This window comes from Nostoc sp. 'Peltigera membranacea cyanobiont' 210A, from assembly GCF_002246015.1.
Classification (GTDB): domain Bacteria; phylum Cyanobacteriota; class Cyanobacteriia; order Cyanobacteriales; family Nostocaceae; genus Nostoc.
The window spans coordinates 843,608-860,339 of sequence record NZ_NOLJ01000002.1 but is presented as its reverse complement, the minus strand read 5'-3'; the positions used below and the strand labels follow the sequence as shown (position 1 = coordinate 860,339).

13 protein-coding genes are annotated in these 16,732 nt (G+C 41.6%); 9 read left to right on the top strand and 4 right to left on the bottom strand.

What is annotated here, in order from left to right:
- The first annotated feature begins 144 nt into the window (after positions 1-144).
- Positions 145-1,917, top strand: coding sequence for a ribonuclease J (locus tag CDG76_RS08665; protein ID WP_094348619.1), 1,773 nt, complete (start codon positions 145-147; stop codon positions 1,915-1,917).
- A gap of 144 nt (positions 1,918-2,061) precedes the next feature.
- The gene (locus tag CDG76_RS08660; protein WP_094348618.1) at positions 2,062-2,622 is read left to right on the top strand and encodes a Uma2 family endonuclease; all 561 of its coding nucleotides are present in this window, start codon (positions 2,062-2,064) and stop codon (positions 2,620-2,622) included.
- Positions 2,623-2,801: 179 nt separating this feature from the next.
- Here the strand turns inward: CDG76_RS08660 and CDG76_RS08655 are convergent, their stop codons facing one another.
- Positions 2,802-3,413: a hypothetical protein gene (locus CDG76_RS08655; protein WP_094348617.1), complete on the bottom strand. Its 612-nt coding sequence runs from the start codon at positions 3,411-3,413 to the stop codon at positions 2,802-2,804.
- A gap of 521 nt (positions 3,414-3,934) precedes the next feature.
- Here CDG76_RS08655 and CDG76_RS08650 point away from each other — a divergent pair.
- Positions 3,935-4,312 (top strand): Mo-dependent nitrogenase C-terminal domain-containing protein, encoded by a 378-nt coding sequence (locus CDG76_RS08650; protein ID WP_094348616.1) that lies wholly within the window; start codon positions 3,935-3,937, stop codon positions 4,310-4,312.
- A gap of 110 nt (positions 4,313-4,422) precedes the next feature.
- Here the strand turns inward: CDG76_RS08650 and CDG76_RS08645 are convergent, their stop codons facing one another.
- Complete coding sequence (locus CDG76_RS08645; protein WP_094348615.1) at positions 4,423-6,300, bottom strand: caspase family protein; 1,878 nt, start codon at positions 6,298-6,300, stop codon at positions 4,423-4,425.
- Positions 6,301-6,503: 203 nt separating this feature from the next.
- Here CDG76_RS08645 and CDG76_RS08640 point away from each other — a divergent pair, with 203 nt between their 5' ends.
- From CDG76_RS08640 to CDG76_RS08630, 3 genes are all read left to right on the top strand, one after another.
- A complete protein-coding gene (locus CDG76_RS08640) occupies positions 6,504-6,995 on the top strand; it encodes a hypothetical protein (RefSeq protein ID WP_094348614.1) in 492 nt (163 codons plus the stop codon).
- A 406-nt stretch (positions 6,996-7,401) separates the two neighbouring features.
- The gene (gene rpmF / locus CDG76_RS08635) at positions 7,402-7,575 is read left to right on the top strand and encodes a 50S ribosomal protein L32 (protein ID WP_012407602.1); all 174 of its coding nucleotides are present in this window, start codon (positions 7,402-7,404) and stop codon (positions 7,573-7,575) included.
- A gap of 295 nt (positions 7,576-7,870) precedes the next feature.
- Positions 7,871-8,476: a sulfite oxidase-like oxidoreductase gene (locus CDG76_RS08630; protein ID WP_094348613.1), complete on the top strand. Its 606-nt coding sequence runs from the start codon at positions 7,871-7,873 to the stop codon at positions 8,474-8,476.
- A 67-nt stretch (positions 8,477-8,543) separates the two neighbouring features.
- Here CDG76_RS08630 and CDG76_RS08625 read toward each other — a convergent pair whose 3' ends face one another.
- Both CDG76_RS08625 and CDG76_RS08620 read right to left on the bottom strand, forming a co-directional pair.
- On the bottom strand, positions 8,544-9,926 hold the full coding sequence (locus CDG76_RS08625; protein WP_094348612.1) for an aldehyde dehydrogenase: 1,383 nt from the start codon (positions 9,924-9,926) through the stop codon (positions 8,544-8,546).
- Between the two features lie 184 nt (positions 9,927-10,110).
- The gene (locus CDG76_RS08620) at positions 10,111-11,250 is read right to left on the bottom strand and encodes a hybrid sensor histidine kinase/response regulator (protein ID WP_094348611.1); all 1,140 of its coding nucleotides are present in this window, start codon (positions 11,248-11,250) and stop codon (positions 10,111-10,113) included.
- Positions 11,251-11,436: 186 nt separating this feature from the next.
- Here CDG76_RS08620 and CDG76_RS08615 point away from each other — a divergent pair, with 186 nt between their 5' ends.
- Genes CDG76_RS08615 through CDG76_RS08605 form a run of 3 tightly spaced genes read left to right on the top strand, consistent with a single transcriptional unit; the run spans position 11,437 to position 16,730 of the window.
- A complete protein-coding gene (locus tag CDG76_RS08615; protein WP_094348610.1) occupies positions 11,437-11,781 on the top strand; it encodes a CU044_2847 family protein in 345 nt (114 codons plus the stop codon).
- Positions 11,782-11,790: 9 nt separating this feature from the next.
- The gene (locus CDG76_RS08610; RefSeq protein ID WP_094348609.1) at positions 11,791-13,941 is read left to right on the top strand and encodes an AAA-like domain-containing protein; all 2,151 of its coding nucleotides are present in this window, start codon (positions 11,791-11,793) and stop codon (positions 13,939-13,941) included.
- Positions 13,941-16,730 (top strand): AAA-like domain-containing protein, encoded by a 2,790-nt coding sequence (locus CDG76_RS08605; RefSeq protein ID WP_094348608.1) that lies wholly within the window; start codon positions 13,941-13,943, stop codon positions 16,728-16,730. The genes CDG76_RS08610 and CDG76_RS08605 overlap by 1 nt, the downstream gene beginning before the upstream one ends.
- Positions 16,731-16,732: the final 2 nt, after the last annotated feature.

The window sequence follows — 16,732 nt, the reverse complement described above, 5'->3', positions numbered from 1 at the left end:
GTTGATTTTATTGAATAAAAAATTGAAATCTTCAATTAAAATTTGATTGCTTTGGGACTGGCTTAAGAGACAGATGATGTTGTCTTAAATACAAGTTCGTTAACTATCAACTTAATTAACCACAAGTAACAATCTAAGGAGAAAATGGCTAAAAACGAAGCTAATAATTCCGCCTTGAAAATTATTCCTTTGGGCGGTTTGCATGAAATTGGTAAAAATACCTGTCTTTTCGAGTATGACGATGAAATAATCCTATTAGATGCAGGATTGGCTTTTCCCACAGAGGCGATGCATGGGGTAAATATTGTTTTACCAGATACGACCTATCTGCGGGAAAATCGCCACAAAATAAAAGGGATGATCGTTACTCATGGTCATGAAGACCATATTGGCGGGATTGCTTTTCATCTCAAGCAATTTGATATCCCGGTGATTTATGGGCCCAGACTAGCAATGGCAATGCTAGAGGGTAAATTAGAAGAAGCAGGAGTCCGCGATCGCACAGAAATTAGAACTGTTCTACCACGTGATGTGGTGCGGATTGGCAAAAACTTTTTAGTTGAATATATCCGTAACACCCACTCCATCGCTGATAGTTTCACTGTTGCCATTCATACTCCCCTTGGTGTAGTAATTCACACAGGGGATTTTAAAATTGATCACACCCCAGTGGATGGTGAAAAGTTTGACTTGCAACGCCTAGCAGAACATGGGGAAAAAGGCGTTCTTTGCCTCCTAAGTGATTCCACTAACGCCGAGATACCAGGATTTACACCTTCAGAGCGTTCAGTTTATCCCAATCTGGAGAGAGTATTTAGTCAAGCCACTGGACGATTATTTGTCACTACCTTTGCTTCTAGCGTCCATCGCATCAACATGATTTTGGATATCGCCAAGAAGCAGAACCGTGTAGTGACAGTTGTAGGGCGTTCCATGCTGAACTTGATTGCTCATGCCCGCAATTTAGGTTACATCAAGTGTGAAGATAATTTGCTGCAACCATTGCACGCAGTTCGTAATCTCCCTGACGAAAAAGTTTTAGTCTTAACTACAGGTTCTCAGGGTGAATTGATGGCAGCAATGACCCGCATTGCCAACAAAGAACATCCTCACATTAAAATCCGCCAAGGAGATACGGTAGTATTCTCTGCTAACCCAATTCCCGGAAATACGATCGCTGTAGTCAACACCATTGATAAATTGATGATTCAAGGTGCGAAAGTTGTCTATGGACGGGATAAAGGGATTCACGTCTCCGGTCACGGCTGTCAGGAAGAACAAAAGCTGATGATTGCCTTAACTCGACCCAAGTTCTTTGTGCCATTTCACGGCGAACATCGGATGCTAGTGAAGCACGCAGAAACGGCTCAGAGTATGGGTATTCCCGCAGAAAACATGATCATTATTCAGAATGGTGATATTGTCGAACTGACTGAAGATGCCATTCGCGTCGCTGGGAAAGTGCCATCTGGTATCGAATTGGTAGATACTACTAGTTCGGGTATGGTAAGTGCCAAAGTGCTGCAAGAACGGCAACGCATGGCTTCAGAAGGCATTATCACGATCGCAGCTGCCATTGATTGGAATGGTAAACTGTTAGCAAAGCCAGAAACTCACCTCCGGGGTGTAGTAACAAGTGTAGAGCGATCGCTGTTACAAACTTGGGTAAAACAACGCATTGAAGAAATCCTCTCTGTGCGCTGGACAGAATTTGCTCCTGAGCAAGGTGAAGCAGCAGATATAGACTGGGGTGGATTGCAAGGTACTTTAGAACGAGAATTGCAACGTTCCATTCGTCGGGAATTGCAATGTCAGCCATCTGTGACTTTGTTGATGCAAATCCCTGATGAGCCACCTGTAAAAGTTGCCGATGGCAGAAGACGGCGGACTCGAACTGCTGCTCAGGTAGCATCATAGGCTAAGATCGCAATTTAACGTAGAAGCGCAGAGACGTGGATTTTTTATGAACGTCTTTGCGCTTTTATCTAAGATATAGTCTCTTATCATGGGTACAGAAGCCGAGCGGTTTGTATTTGCCTATAGTTATTGGAGGCGATCGCTATGACTAAAACACCAATAAAAATTAGTACTCTTGAGGAATACATCAATTTTGATGATGGCACAGACAAGCGTTATGAACTTGAGGATGGGGTGCTGCTAGAAATGCCTCCTGGTACTGGCAAACATGAGGCGATTATCACCTTACTGTTAGTTCGCTTTTTTTTAGAAATTCAAAAAATGGGACTGCCTTTACAACCGCGCCCTAACGGTACAGAGGTGCTGACCAATAAACAACTTAGAAGACCTGATATTTGTGTAATTACCAATGAACAGGCAAAAAGTATTGAGACTACCTCGGCTATCCTCAAAACTGCTCCACCCCTCTTAGTTGAAGTGGTAAGCCCCGAATCTATTGACAGAGACTATAACCAAAAAACCTCTGAGTATGCAGCTATGGGTGTGGTCGAGTATTGGATTGTTGATCCTCTGGAAAATAAAGTAACTGTGTGTTTGCTAAATCAGAGCAGTTATAAGCAAACTGTGTTTATCGAAGACCAACGGATTATTTCTCGAACTTTCCCAGAATTAACCCTGACAGCCCAGCAAGTATTTTCAGCTTAAGTGAAATCAAAAAAATACTGATTGCGTTCGTCGTTCGCGTAGCGTCTCGTAGAGAAGACGTTGCCGTTGGCGAAGCCTCTCGTTCGCGCAGCGTCTCCGACAGGAGAAGAGAAGGCATCGCCTAAATTTTGCAATGTTCAACTCGGTATAGGGATCTAACTTGTTAGTTTGCTGTCGCCTCAAGCAACTGCAACCAATATCTCCTCATTTTTCTCGGCTGCTAAAAGATACAGATTTCTCCACCCCTCGAAGTCTTCAAAACACGATTCATCTCTTGCAAACAGTGTTTCAGGATCGATCTGTCGAAAAATGCTGGCTCCTTCACTGACTAGCTCACGAGATATAAGTCCCAATGACTCCTCTGTTGATAACATTGGAGCAAGAATTCGATCTCCGAACATGAGCTTTTCAACAATCTCATCAGCATTCGCAAACTTTCTTCTCGATAGCTCCTGCGACAAACGTTTCTCGATCTCAACAGATGTTTTTTCTAGTGATGCTCTTCTATCTTCAATCCCTGGATAGGCTTGACGAGTAAGCCTTAACTCAGACCGCAATTGTGCGATTACCCGATCTGCTTCTAGCTCAGATCCAAAAGTCTCTTGGTGTGTTTCGATAACATCTTCAAAAATTTCATTAATCTCTTCAGGATCAATCTCAAAAAAGCGGAAAATCCCGCAACCATAAGGGAAAAGAGAAACTACAAGGATGCTAAGTGCCTTTTGGCTCTGAAGGCGTGCGTACAGGGTACTGCCAGGAGGAATTGCGCTGTAGAGTACGGAAACACCCATAAACAAGCTCATCTGAATTTTAACGCTTCAGACTATATCACTCTCAAATTGACACTGCCAACCTAAGTTTTGTGAAATGCAATCGATTCTACTCGATCAAAAATCACTACTTCTACGGTAGTCAGCCAGCGATGAACAGGACACACTTACGTGAGAAAGTGGGAACACGGAGAGAAAAAAAGCCTTCTAGGATATTACTGACGTTTATACTTAGCAAAAATTCTTTTAGAAAGACCTTATATTAAGTTCTGTAAATGTTACACTAAAACCTATCCAATGATGGATGTCTTTATTAAAATTTAAACTGTGTCAAGTTATGAACAAGATCGTAATATTACACTACCGATCCCCAGAAATTTGCGATTAACTTGACGTAGTAATAAATTAGGTTCTGACTTAAGTGGCTAATCAGGTATTACATTGTATCGCAGTCAGAACGCGATTTTTCCGGGAAAGTTCGTTGCCACGTTGTATATATTCATCAAAAAGGTGAATAGCCTCAATAACACAGAGGGTTAACCATGAAGGTATTCGACAATACCACCAAAAAGATTTTTCTGGCAAGCTGGGTATCAATCAATCAAGCAGAGACTACTGACCATAAAGCAACCCAGCTTAACCATTCTCCTTCCAAGCCCTACTGGGATATTCTCCAACCCCTACGGCAGCGAGTAGAAAACATTCAAGTCCGCGATCGCCAACTAGCTCACCGTTTGTGCAAGCTGATTCCATCTCAGTGCCCTTTTGAGCGCGATGTCAAATTATTTGGGAAGACCTTGTTTCACATCCCGCCCATGTGCAAGCTCAACCCCTTATATGAAGAAGTGGTTTGTTTACGTTTCCGAGCGTTGTGCTATCTAGCCGACGAGTGTGGCGAAGATATATCGCAGTACTGCTAATACTGAGATATGAACGCTGAGGAAAAAGTTAGGAGTCAGGAGTAAAAGGTCGGGGATCAATAATATAACTCCTAATTCCTAACTCCTAACCATTTTTTATTATTTTTTTACTATTTCTTTTGCCATTTTTGAATGGCATCTTGAGCATCTTCATAAGCGGCTGTTTCCTCTGGGACTAAAGCAGCGGTCGCAATTGCGGCATTACGTTCTCCTTCGGCGGCACGACGCTTGGCCAGGTCTAAAATTTTCTCACTCCATTTATTGATCGACTTTTGGGCTGTATCGAAGCCTGGTTGATCTGCTGGTACTTTCTTGGCAACTTCGATCGCCCGATTATAGGTAGATGCCTGCTCAGACTTAATTAAGGCATTAGCTGCATCTAGAAGAGTTCTGTTGCTCACATACTGTTTACCCTCTAGCCGCCACAGGTTAATTGCTGCTTGTGCTTTGGCGTAGGGGGCTTCGTCTTTGGTGATTAGTCGAGCAGCAGCAATAGCGCTGGCATACTGTCTTTGTTTAGCACGACCTTCTGCTAAATCTAAAATCATCTGGCTCCAAATCTGAATATTCTCTTGAGCTTGTTCGTACAGTGGTTCACCCGATTGAATTTTTCGGGCTGTAGCGATCGCCATGCTCAAATCGCTAGCCTGAGTTTGTCTGAGCGACATTTTCGCCAGGTCTAATACTGCTTGATTTCGCTTTTTTGACTGGGAACTAGAGGCTATTTGGGCGCTAGATTGGTTTTTGAGTCTAACTGGTGAAGTGCGTAGGCGTTGCCCGTCGTAGACATCGCTTGGTAAATTCTCGACAACCTGGCGATCGCTAACACTAGCATTAGGTGATGTGCTTGATATTTGCTTAATTCTAAAAGTTTCTTGATTACGCAGAAAAACTACGGCGATTAAACCTGCTACCAGCAAGCTGCCTCCGCCCCACAAGATAAACTGTTTCCAAAAAGGGATGCTTGGCTGATTCGCTGGCAATCGAGAGACGTAACCTTTGGAAGAATTGGGTATAAATCTTCCTCTGGTATTCACTCCCAAGGAAGTTTCTGCCATTGGCTGGGCAACTAATTTGCTACCTGACTCCTGGACTTTTTGACCCTTCACCTGTTGCGAGGAGTTCACACTAGCTTCTCCCCGTCTGCCCCGCTCTGTTGAAGTTCTAGAGGAATCATCGAGGGGAGGAGCTGCAAGGGCAATAGCAAAAGATTCTTCAGGATAAATCACCGCTTCTGGTTTAAAATTATTTTCCATTGCCAATTTTGGCAAGATTACTTGCTGCCTTGATGGGATGATCGTGGCAGGGTTTTGGATAGGACGCCAGTGGTGGTGACATAACTTTGGCACAATCAGGCTTAGGTAGTTTTCTAAATCTGCCAAGTTGCTGCCATTGCCAGAACGCAAAGCTTCTAATAAAGCTGCTGTAAAGAATCCGTGGCCTAGTTCGCTACTCTCATGGGAAAATTGCTCTGGTTGGCAAGAAAGAATTGTTGCCAGTTGTAGTTCTTGGGCTAGTTCTATTGTTTCTTCACCAACGGGGGCATCCGCTTGAGTGCCAAAAGCGCGGTTGATATCGAGTAGTAGCAATACATTCAGATCGGCAAGTTGCAGGCTTTGCATTAGCGATCGCAATTCTATGCCAGTCTCTTGCACCAGTTCGGGGTTGCCCTCTGCTGGCATTAAGTAATCTTTGCCCTTGTAGTTAACTCCATAGCCGCTAAAGAATAACCACAGATAGTCTTCCGGTTGCCAACTTGTTGCTGCCAAATCTTCAAGCAGCAGCAAAATATTCTCCTTCGTCGGGTAAGTCGATCTATCCCCAATCGGCGGCGAAGTATCTGTCATCACTAGACAGTGCTTGGGGAGAAAACCTGCCTCTGTCACCAAAAAATCTTCTAGTGCCTCAGCATCTGCTTGGGCACAACTTAAAGGTTGAAATAACTGATATTGATTGATACCAATCGCGATCGCCCAGTAATTTGCCATCCCGCTCTTTGTCAGTTATTGTTGTTTGCTGGTCTTAAAATTGTGGTTGGCTTTGCCAAAAAAACAAAGCTAACCTATGTCTTAATACTCTAGGTGATTCTAATTGAATCTTAAGTTAGAATGTAATTTTTATTACGTTAATTAGCCGGAAAATACCTTTACCTAATTTCAATAACAGATCATTACTAAGGAGATAGAAGGTCATGAGCAAAATTTCTGCTCACCTACCATCATCGCTCGCTCCCTTTTCAGTTATTAGCCAAATTGCCAGAAGAATCCGGATAATTCCTTTAGTAGTTTTGCTTATATCTACTGTCCCTGCGTGGTTTTTGATGGAAGCGATCGCACCGCAGCTTGTGCGAGCTTACACCGCTAGAGTCGATCTAGCTATTGACCGCCTGCCGGAAGAAAACTATGAAACCGTTCTCAGGAGAGCGGAAGCGGTCGCTAGGGCAGCTGCTCAAAGGAGCTTCGACCAAGATATCTTGGTGACAGATGTTTCCATCATTGTGTCCGTACAAAATTATGGAGCGATCGCACCAGTCCTGACATTAGATGTCAGTCGTCCTCAATGGCGATCGCGTCCTGATGCTCAAAATTGGGCCACTTACTTCAAAACTGCGCGATCTTTACTTTTCTTTGAAAATAACTCTAATCAAGTTCCAGCAGCTAGCGCTGTGTCAACGCCAAAATGACGGGTTGAGCTAGACACGTAGAGAAAGTCCGAGCCAAGGATTTCATTGGCTCGGAATTTCTCTTAAAGGAAACGCTACGCATTGCTTGCTTGTTTGTCAGAGTAGAGGTAATACGGTTCGGTTAAGGCAAGAGACGCGATGAATCGCCGTCTTTACAATAATCAGTCCTTTGTAGAGACGGCGATTCATCGCGTCTTTGCAATCTAGGGCGTGTCATCAAAAAACCTTATCCAAACCGTATTGAGAGTAGAGGAGACGCAAATAAGTCACTTTTAGAACTCCTTCTGTAAAAGCATCACCACGCCAGTCTTAACCCAACTTACTTATTCCTGACTCAACTGTTGTCTTTGGCGTCTGTGGATGGCCTAGAATAAGAAGGTTGTCAAGAATCGCGATATCTGCTGACATGGCTGTTCCTAAGAAGAAAACTTCCAAATCAAAACGAGATAAACGTCGAGCTACCTGGAGGCATAAAGCCGTCGTTGAAGCTCAGAAAGCCCTATCTCTGGGCAAGTCAATTTTGACTGGACGTTCTACATTTGTTTATCCAACTGCTGAAGAAGAGGAAGAAGAATCATAATTTCTCAGTCAGGAAAAGCATGAACAGCACCGATAGATTTGATTGCCAAGCTCAACAATCAAAGTTCCCATCGCTAGATAAATGCTTTTTCTTAGCTTTCCTGATTGCATTATGAATCATAGACACTCTACATAAGCTCATTAGATCGAAAAAAATTGGTAGTGAGTAATTGGAAATATCCATTACCCATTACCTATCATTCAAGAGTTCATATAAAGAGTAAAACATCTGATACTGTTGGCAACTCAGCAAAAAAGCTTGTAAACATCTTGAGAAAACTTATTTTTCTCTAACTATGCTAGGAAAATTTTTTCAGAAACCAGGCAAAGAAGAAGGCGAACGCGTTCCTCCTGGTCAACACTTAGCTAAAGGTTTTCCCGTATTAACTTACGGTGAAACTCCCCAAGTCAGCAGTGAGGAATGGGAGTTTCGAGTTTGGGGTTTAGCAAAATCTGCTACCTTTAGTTGGTCAGACTTTATGGCGCTTCCTCAACACGAATTCACAGCTGACTTCCACTGTGTAACGCGCTGGTCTAAACTTGATGTCAAATGGACTGGCATTAAAGTTACAGATTTCATGGGTTTGATTGAATTAGACCCGAAAGTAGCCCACGTTATGGAACACTGCTATGGCGGCTACACTACAAATATTTCTGTAGAAGATTTTCTGCGCGAAGAAAACTTCTTTGCTTTTAAAGTCTTTGGTGAAGACCTTCCATCTGAACACGGAGGGCCAATGCGGCTAGTTGTACCCCACCTCTACGCTTGGAAAAGTGCTAAGTGGATTAATGGTTTGGAATTTTTAGCTGGTGAAGAACTTGGTTTTTGGGAGCGCAATGGCTACCATCGGCGTGGTGAACCTTGGGCTGAGGAGCGTTACAGCAACGCTTTTGGGATTTAATAGTTCAGAAGGGAATAGGTTACAGTCAAGAAAAACTGTACCCTATCACCTGTACCCTTTAACCTTTTTAACCTAGAAGTTTCTTTATGAGCGGCAATTTGCCCTGATATGGAGCATATCGCCATTTTAAATCCAGCCAGAAGGAGTTTTGCAATACACTTTTCTTATGGGAAAAGGTGTCAAAACTAGCTTTGCCGTGATAGTTGCCAATACCGCTATCTCCCACTCCACCAAATGGTAAAGACGAGACACCAACCTGCATCACTGTATCGTTAATACAGACTCCACCAGAGGAAGTTTCCTGTAAAACTCGCTTTTGCAGGTTTTTGTCTTGAGAAAATAAGTATAACGCCAAAGGTTTGGGTCTAGAGTTAATTAAGGCGATCGCTTCTGCAATGTCAGTATATTCAATGATGGGTAAAATGGGCCCAAAGATTTCTTCCTGCATGACAGAATCTTCTAGTGAGACATTATCAATAAGTGTTGGGGCGATATAACGCTCTGAAGGTTGATTTTCTCCGCCGATGACAACTTTTCCATCTTTGAGAAAACTCACCAACCTTTCAAAGTGTTTTTGACTGATAATCCGGGCATAATCAGGACTGTTTACAGGATTATCACCATAAAATTCTTTTAAAGATTTTTCCAGACCATCTATTAAATCTTTCTTGATTGTTTTATTAACTAAAAGATAGTCGGGAGCGATACAAGTTTGTCCAGCATTAATGAATTTGCCCCAAGTAATTCGTCTGACAGTGTGTTCCAGATTAATGTGAGTATCTACAATACAAGGACTTTTGCCACCCAATTCTAAAGTCACTGGTGTGAGATATTTTGCTGCTGCTGCCATGATGATTTTGCCGACAGCTGTGCCACCAGTAAAAAAGATATGGTCAAACTTTTCTGCAAGTAGTTTTTGACTTGCTTCTACGCCTCCTTCTACTACTGCAAGATAAGCAGGGTCAAAATGTTTGGCAATAATCTTAGCAATGACATCAGACGTATGAGAAGCAATTTCTGAAGGTTTGATAATTGCACAATTTCCGGCTGCGATCGCACCTATTAAAGGTGAGATAATTAACTGAAATGGATAGTTCCAAGGCCCAATAATTAAGACAACCCCTAACGGTTCTGGATAAATTTTCGCTGAGTATGAAAAAAAATCCCAGGAAACCGCTGCTTTTTGGGGTTTACTCCAGTTTTGAAGATGTTTGATGGCGTAATCAATATCCTTAATTACGCTGATTTCTGTCAGGTAAGTTTCTACTTCTGGTTTATGTAAATCCGCTTTTAATGCCTCGACTATTGACTGTTCATGCTCAATGATTGCTTGCTTAAGAGTTGTTAGTTGTTCAATGCGAAAATTTACATCTTTAGTTTTACCCGTTTGAAAAAAATCTCGCTGAGTCTCGATAATATTGCCAATGTTAGATAATTCAGTGGTAATCATTGTTTTGTCCTATTAAAAACTATTTAATACTATTATTTCAGCATATTTGATTCGTCACTTTTTAGCATTTTATTTCATAATTTAAATTTTTACTTTAAGTTTTCGGTAGATAGTAGTAAGGTTATAAATTATGAATTCCCAGGATAAAAACTCTAAAATTCATAATTTATAATTACTAGTTTTATCATGCCTTGATGGGTAGAAACACAATAAATACACTACCTTTGCCCAACTCGGAATTAAGCAGAATAATGCCTTGATGTGCCTCGACAATTCGACGAGCAAGGTACAATCCTAAGCCACTACCAGAACTTTTATGGCTGCCTTGGCGAAATCGTTCAAATATAGTGGCTTGTTCTTCAGCGGGAATACCTGGGCCAGTATCCGCTATCTCAATTCTAATGTAGTCAACGGAATTGGATTTTTCAGAGAACTGAGATTGATTGCTTTTATCGAACTGGCGTTGAGAAGTAAAACGAATAGTAATAGACCCAGAGTTGGTAAATTTGATCGCATTGCCTATGAGGTTGGTAAATAAACGATGCAATTCTAAGCGATCGCCCATGACCGTGTTTGATTCTTCGGTAAAATCCACACTTAGCGACAGTGCTTTGTCTTGAGCTAAGGGTGATAATTCTCCAGTTACCTCTTCTAGCAATTGGCCCAGATTAACTGGTTGAAACGCTAAACTTTTGCGACCTGCTTCAAAACGATAAACTTCCAATAAGGTATTGACCATAGAAAGCAGGTTGATATTGCTACGGGCCATGATGGCGATTACTTCCTGCATTTGCGTTGATAATGTTCCCAACGCGCCTTGCTGAAATAGCATTAACATGCGGTCAGCGGCTACTAATGGAGTGCGTAAGTCGTGGGTAAGGCGGGAGACAAAATCTTCTCGCTGACGGGCAATTTCATCACGTTCATCCATACTATGCTTCAAACGCAGGAGCGATCGCACTCTTGCCAGCAATTCATCTACTGTTACAGGTTTGCGGATAAAATCATCAGCCCCCAAGTCTAATCCGTGGGCGACGTTGGGCGTATCGTGGGCAGTGATCAGCAATATGGGGATATATTGCGGCAATTTCATCTCACCACGAATGTGCTTGGTGACTTCATACCCGTCCATACCTGGCATCATCAGATCCAGCAGAACTAAGTCACAAGGAGAAGCTTTCAATTCTGCCAAGGCTGAAATACCATTTTCTGCGGTGCTAACTGTGTAACCTTCCTCCTCCAAAATAGTTTTGATCAAAAACACGTTATCAGGAGAGTCATCGACAACTAGAATTTTGTCAGAGCGAGAAGATTGTGAAGTCATATAGATGCAAGGTATGGGGTAAAAGTAAATTTTTAGAGTAGTTGCTTTATTGGTATAGTTTTACTAGATATTACCTTTAGATATATTTTTTCAAAAAAAAATTGTTTATCTAACAAATTTATACAAATTGACTTTCAAAACAACTTTACTTACCTTTTTTAGATATAGCCACAAGCTAATTAAATTATGGCTCGTAAACTTCTAGAACTGAATACAGAGGATGGCGGCACAATTTTGGTAGCAGTTGAACTGCCAGATGCATCAGTGGGTCGTGTATCGCCCACTGGTGAGTTACCTATAGAGAAAGTAGAGGCTAACTTCGATGCAGTTAAGGATTTGATTGTTCGCGGGTGTCGCCCAATTACAAAGGCGTTTCGTACCTTGCAGCAAGAATCGCAACCTGTAAGCGGAGAAGTTGAGTTTGGCGTAAATTTTACCGCCAAAGGCTCGGTTTATGTGGTCGAATCCACTGGGCAGGCATCACTGAAGGTGAAAATAACTTGGAAACTGGCACTCGAAGAAAACAAGTAATAAATTTTCATGAATTGGGAATTAGTTAAAGCTTGTACCGTAGCGATCGCTACTCCAGAAGGTTGCATCCAAGGCACGGGCTTTTTTATCTCACCCAATGGACATTTACTCACCTGCGCCCATGTAGTTGAGTCGGCAGGAGGCTGGGAAAAAGTCCGAGTCAATGGGCAAGGGGTTGAGTTGGTTTATTTAGGCGATCGCACCCGCGATGATTTCGCCATATTGCAATTACCTGATTATCAAGGTGCTTCAGTTCCCTTAGCTGTTAATTTTCAGCCGATGGATCGATTTTTGTCTATTGGCTATGGGCGAACGGATTTTCCTCAAGGTGCTTCGATTGATGGCACGATCACTGATATGAATCCCCAATCTGAATTTAGCAACTTACCAATGTTGCGGTTGCGAGTCAAGGCGAATTCGCAACAAGTGCAAGGGGGTTATAGTGGTTCGCCCGTATTTGATGCGGAAACTCAACGAGTTATTGGCATAATTGCCGCTTATGACAATACAGAAGGCGCATTGGCTCTACCTCTGGTTACAGTGCAGCAAAAATGGTTAAATTTGTCAACATTCTTGGATATTAATCAGAATGTACCACTGTTGCCACCAAATAGCGACAGCGCCAGAGTTTTTATTAGCTATCGCAGTCAAGATCCAGACTTGAGCCTTGCCCAGTATTTTTATGAAGCAATCAAAGCTGCTGGACATGAAGTATTTATGGCGGGTGAGAGTATTCGCTTGGGGGAAAACTGGCCCCAGCGCATCGATACAGAATTAGAACGGTGTGATTACTTTCTGCTGCTGTTATCTCCACAATCAGCAACCAGTGAGATGGTTACAGAAGAAGTAAGAAGGGCAAAGCAGTTACAAGATTTGCGTCCTGAGCATAAACCAGTAATTTTGCCCATTCGTGTCAATTTTCCTTTAAGTTCACCACTAAATTATGATTTACGGGGTTATTTAAGTCAGATTCAGCAGCGAGAGTGGAAATCGCCTGCCGATACTCAGAGGATTTTGCAAGAAATTTTGTCATTGTTGACGGAAGATGGTGGAAGCAGCGCAAATCGTGCTGCTATAGAAGAATTACCAGCTGTAGCACCTGCTTGGGAAACTCAGGAAAGTCCGCCTCTACCAATTGCAGAACCAGAATTGCCAGAAGGACAAGTAGATTTAGTTTCGGAATTTTATATTGAACGTTCCCCTATCGAATCTCGCTGCTACGAGGCAATTTTGAAGCCAGGATCTTTGATTCGGATCAAAGCGCCCCGGCAAATGGGTAAAACCTCACTCATGGCGCGGATTCTTCATCAAGCATCGCAACAAGATTATCTAAGCGTGCCTTTGAGCTTTCAATTGGCAGATGGAAAGGTTTTTGCAGATTTGGATAAGTTCCTTCAGTGGTTTTGTGCCAGTGTAGGACGGAGGTTGAGGCTACCCAACAAGTTAGCAGATTACTGGGATGTGATTTTTGGCAGTAAGGACAATTGCACCGCTTATTTTGAGGAGTATCTCTTGCCAGAAATCAACCAACCCCTAGCATTGGGATTGGATGAAGTTGATCGTATATTTCAATATCCCGAAATTGCCGCAGACTTTTTTGGGCTGTTACGCGCTTGGCATGAAGATGCTAAAAACCGCGAGATTTGGAAAAAACTGCGGTTAGTTGTGGTGCATTCCACAGAAGTTTATATTCCGATGAATATAAATCAATCGCCGTTTAATGTAGGTTTGCCGATTGAGTTACCAGAGTTTAACGCCCAACAGGTTCTTAATTTGGCACGAAGGCATGGACTCAATTGGAGTTTTACCCAAGTTGAACAATTAATGGCAATGGTAGGAGGACATCCCTATCTTGTACGAGTGGCACTTTATCACATTGCAAGACACGATACTACGCTCAATCTACTTTTGCAAACAGCCCCTACAGAAGCTGGCCCTTATAGCGACCATTTACGTCGGCATTTGTGGAATTTAGAACAGCGTCCAGAATTAGCTGCTGCTATCAAAAAGGTAGTTGCCAATACTAGCCCTGTTCGCTTGGATTCGATACAATGCTTTAAATTACTCAGCATGGGTTTATTACAACAGCAAGGAAATGATGTAACACCACGTTGTAATTTGTATCGTCAATATTTCCGCGATCGCTTGAGAGTTAGCTGATGAACATAGAACAAAACCCAGCTTATGAATATCAAGTTGGTGGCAGTTTACCAGTTGATGCCCCTAGTTATGTAAAGCGTGAGGCAGACCAAGATTTGTATGAGGGATTGAAGGCTGGGGAATTTTGTTATGTTTTGAACTCCAGGCAGATGGGCAAGTCTAGCTTGCGAGTACAAACAATGCAACGGCTACAAAAGGAAGATATAGCCTGTGCTGCAATTGATTTAATGAAAATTGGTAGCCAGAATCTTACACCAGAGCAATGGTATACAGGTGTAGCGCGTAGTTTAGTGAGTAGTTTCCAGCTTTCAGGAAAGTTTAATTTACGGAGTTGGTGGCGCGATCAGGATCATCTTTCTCCCGTACAGCGATTGAGTGAATTTATCGAAGAAGTTCTGCTAGTTGAAATTTCTCAATCTATAGTCATTTTTGTAGATGAAATAGATAGCGTTCTTAGCTTAAATTTTTCTAGTGACGATTTTTTTGCTTTAATCAGAGACTGTTATAACCAGCGTGCTGATAAGCCCGAATATAAGCGCCTCACTTTCACATTGCTGGGGGTAGCTACTCCGTCAGATTTAATTAAAGATAAGAGCCGCACGCCGTTTAATGTTGGTCGAGCGATTGAACTCAAAGGTTTTCAGTTGCATGAAGTTCAACCTTTAGCTCAAGGATTAGTGGGGAAAGTTAGCAATCTCCAAGCACTGCTGCAAGAGGTTTTGGCTTGGACGGGTGGACAACCATTTCTTACCCAAAAACTTTGTAAACTCATTCCTGCTGGTATAGAAGTTGAGGGAGTTGAAGAATTGGTGCGATCGCACCTGATTGAAAATTGGGAATCGCAGGATGAACCGGAGCATTTAAGGACGATACGCGATCGGATTTTCCGAGATGAGCAACATACAGGTAGATTACTAGGACTTTATCAGCAAATTTTACTCATAGGAGAAATTGCAGCTTATGAGACTTCTGAACAAATGGAATTGCGACTATCTGGCTTAGTGATTAAGCAGGAGGGAAAGTTAAGGCTTTATAACCATATCTATGAAGCCATTTTTGATCAAAATTGGGTTAAGAAAGCTTTAGCCCAGCTACGTCCCTATGGGCAATCGATTATAGCCTGGTTAGATTCTAATTGCCGAGATGAATCACATTTGTTGCGCGGTAAAGTATTGCACGATGCACAAACCTGGGCATCAGGTAAAAGCTTGAGCGATCAAGATTATCAATTTTTAGCTGCTAGCCAAGAACTGGATAAACAAAACTTTAAATTCGCTTTAGAGGCTGAAAGACAAGCAAAGAAAATCTTGGCTGAAGCACAAAGAAAAGCAGAATTAGCCTTACAGGAAGAAAAAAAGGCTAATCAACGATTAGCTGAAACGCAAAATAAAATCAAGCATACTATTCGTATAGGGTTTGCTGGACTAGCCCTCATCTCATGTATTGGAATACCAGTAGGTATACGGGCAGTACATTCAAGTATAGCTCTGGAAAATTTACAGCAAACCCTTAATGTTGCATATTTAGATATAGATAATGCTAGTAAACAGTGGAAAAAATTAGAAAAAGATAAACAAGATATACAGGTAAAGCTCCAAGAAGCTACCAGATCATTGATATCTGTACAGAAAAAACTGAATGACGAAAAGCAACAAGCTAATAAGCAAATTCGAGAGTTTAGTAAAAAAGAAAAAGAGAGACGCTTGGCATCTGAGCGTGTGCGAAACTATCTAGAAGTTACTACAAAACAACTAGGCACCGTCAAGAAACAAATAGAACTATTACAATCTCAAAAAGCAAAAACAGATTATAAACTGAAGAATATGGTAGAATTGCTAGAATTGACTAGTCGTATTCCTCAGTCAAATAATGATATTAATAGTCTAAAACCGCCTGTCGAATCAGAAATATCGGACAAATTATTAGAAAGCCTACGTACCAGTAAAAACATTCCATCTTTGATGACTTATCAACTGGGAAAAAAAAATGTTAAGCGTTACTTAGTTAGTGTTACAGATGATAGTTCTGCTGTTTTAGAAGAAGTTGAAAAGATACAGCCAGGAGCCTTTAGATGGCAATATAGCGGCAATAATTATGTGATATATGCAGGAATATTCGATAATGAATATGATGTTCAGAAGAGGGTTAGGCAATTAGAATTACGAAAAATTAGTGCGGAAATAATTACTATTATTCCTGGGAAAGAACCTAATAAATTATCAGATAGTATCATTAGAAAAGGTGATCGAGGAGAAGCCGTAATAACACTTCAAAAACAGTTGAGAATAATAGGATTTTATGATAGTGTAGAAACTGGTATATTTGGTTCAATTACCGAAGAAGCTGTGCGGAAATTTCAGGAAGTAAACGCTCTACCAGTTAACGGTATAGTTGGAACTTTAATGCAACATAAATTACAGAAATTGGGACTTTTGAAAGGAGAGTTCATCATAACAGGTAGAGGGAGGACTAGAGGGGGTGCTAGAGGGGGTAATATTCATATTGATGCTAATGTTAATGCTAATTTGGTTCCGATAAATACTGGAGATACAGGATATAGAGGTAATGGAGGTGATATTAGTATATCAACCCAGGATTTGAAAATTAATAAAAATAGTAATTCTAGGATTATTGAATTACAAATATGGCTGAAAAAGAGAGGCTTGTATACTGGTCTTATACACGGTACTTTTGATTATAAAACAAGGGCAGCAATTAAACAAGCTCAGGAATTTTATAGTATTGAAGATATTGATATTCGCCACATATCAACTCAAGGAAATCCTTAAAC

What these genes read in the sequence shown, in the direction of transcription:
- CDG76_RS08665 (WP_094348619.1), top strand. Translation starts at nt 145, where the DNA reads ATGGCTAAAAACGAAGCTAATAATTCCGCCTTGAAAATTATTCCTTTG.
- rpmF (WP_012407602.1), top strand. Translation starts at nt 7,402, where the DNA reads ATGGCTGTTCCTAAGAAGAAAACTTCCAAATCAAAACGAGATAAACGT.
- CDG76_RS08660 (WP_094348618.1), top strand. Translation starts at nt 2,062, where the DNA reads ATGACTAAAACACCAATAAAAATTAGTACTCTTGAGGAATACATCAAT.
- CDG76_RS08655 (WP_094348617.1), bottom strand. Translation starts at nt 3,413, where the DNA reads ATGGGTGTTTCCGTACTCTACAGCGCAATTCCTCCTGGCAGTACCCTG.
- CDG76_RS08625 (WP_094348612.1), bottom strand. Translation starts at nt 9,926, where the DNA reads ATGATTACCACTGAATTATCTAACATTGGCAATATTATCGAGACTCAG.
- CDG76_RS08620 (WP_094348611.1), bottom strand. Translation starts at nt 11,250, where the DNA reads ATGACTTCACAATCTTCTCGCTCTGACAAAATTCTAGTTGTCGATGAC.
- CDG76_RS08605 (WP_094348608.1), top strand. Translation starts at nt 13,941, where the DNA reads ATGAACATAGAACAAAACCCAGCTTATGAATATCAAGTTGGTGGCAGT.
- CDG76_RS08640 (WP_094348614.1), top strand. Translation starts at nt 6,504, where the DNA reads ATGAGCAAAATTTCTGCTCACCTACCATCATCGCTCGCTCCCTTTTCA.
- CDG76_RS08630 (WP_094348613.1), top strand. Translation starts at nt 7,871, where the DNA reads ATGCTAGGAAAATTTTTTCAGAAACCAGGCAAAGAAGAAGGCGAACGC.
- CDG76_RS08650 (WP_094348616.1), top strand. Translation starts at nt 3,935, where the DNA reads ATGAAGGTATTCGACAATACCACCAAAAAGATTTTTCTGGCAAGCTGG.
- CDG76_RS08610 (WP_094348609.1), top strand. Translation starts at nt 11,791, where the DNA reads ATGAATTGGGAATTAGTTAAAGCTTGTACCGTAGCGATCGCTACTCCA.
- CDG76_RS08645 (WP_094348615.1), bottom strand. Translation starts at nt 6,300, where the DNA reads ATGGCAAATTACTGGGCGATCGCGATTGGTATCAATCAATATCAGTTA.
- CDG76_RS08615 (WP_094348610.1), top strand. Translation starts at nt 11,437, where the DNA reads ATGGCTCGTAAACTTCTAGAACTGAATACAGAGGATGGCGGCACAATT.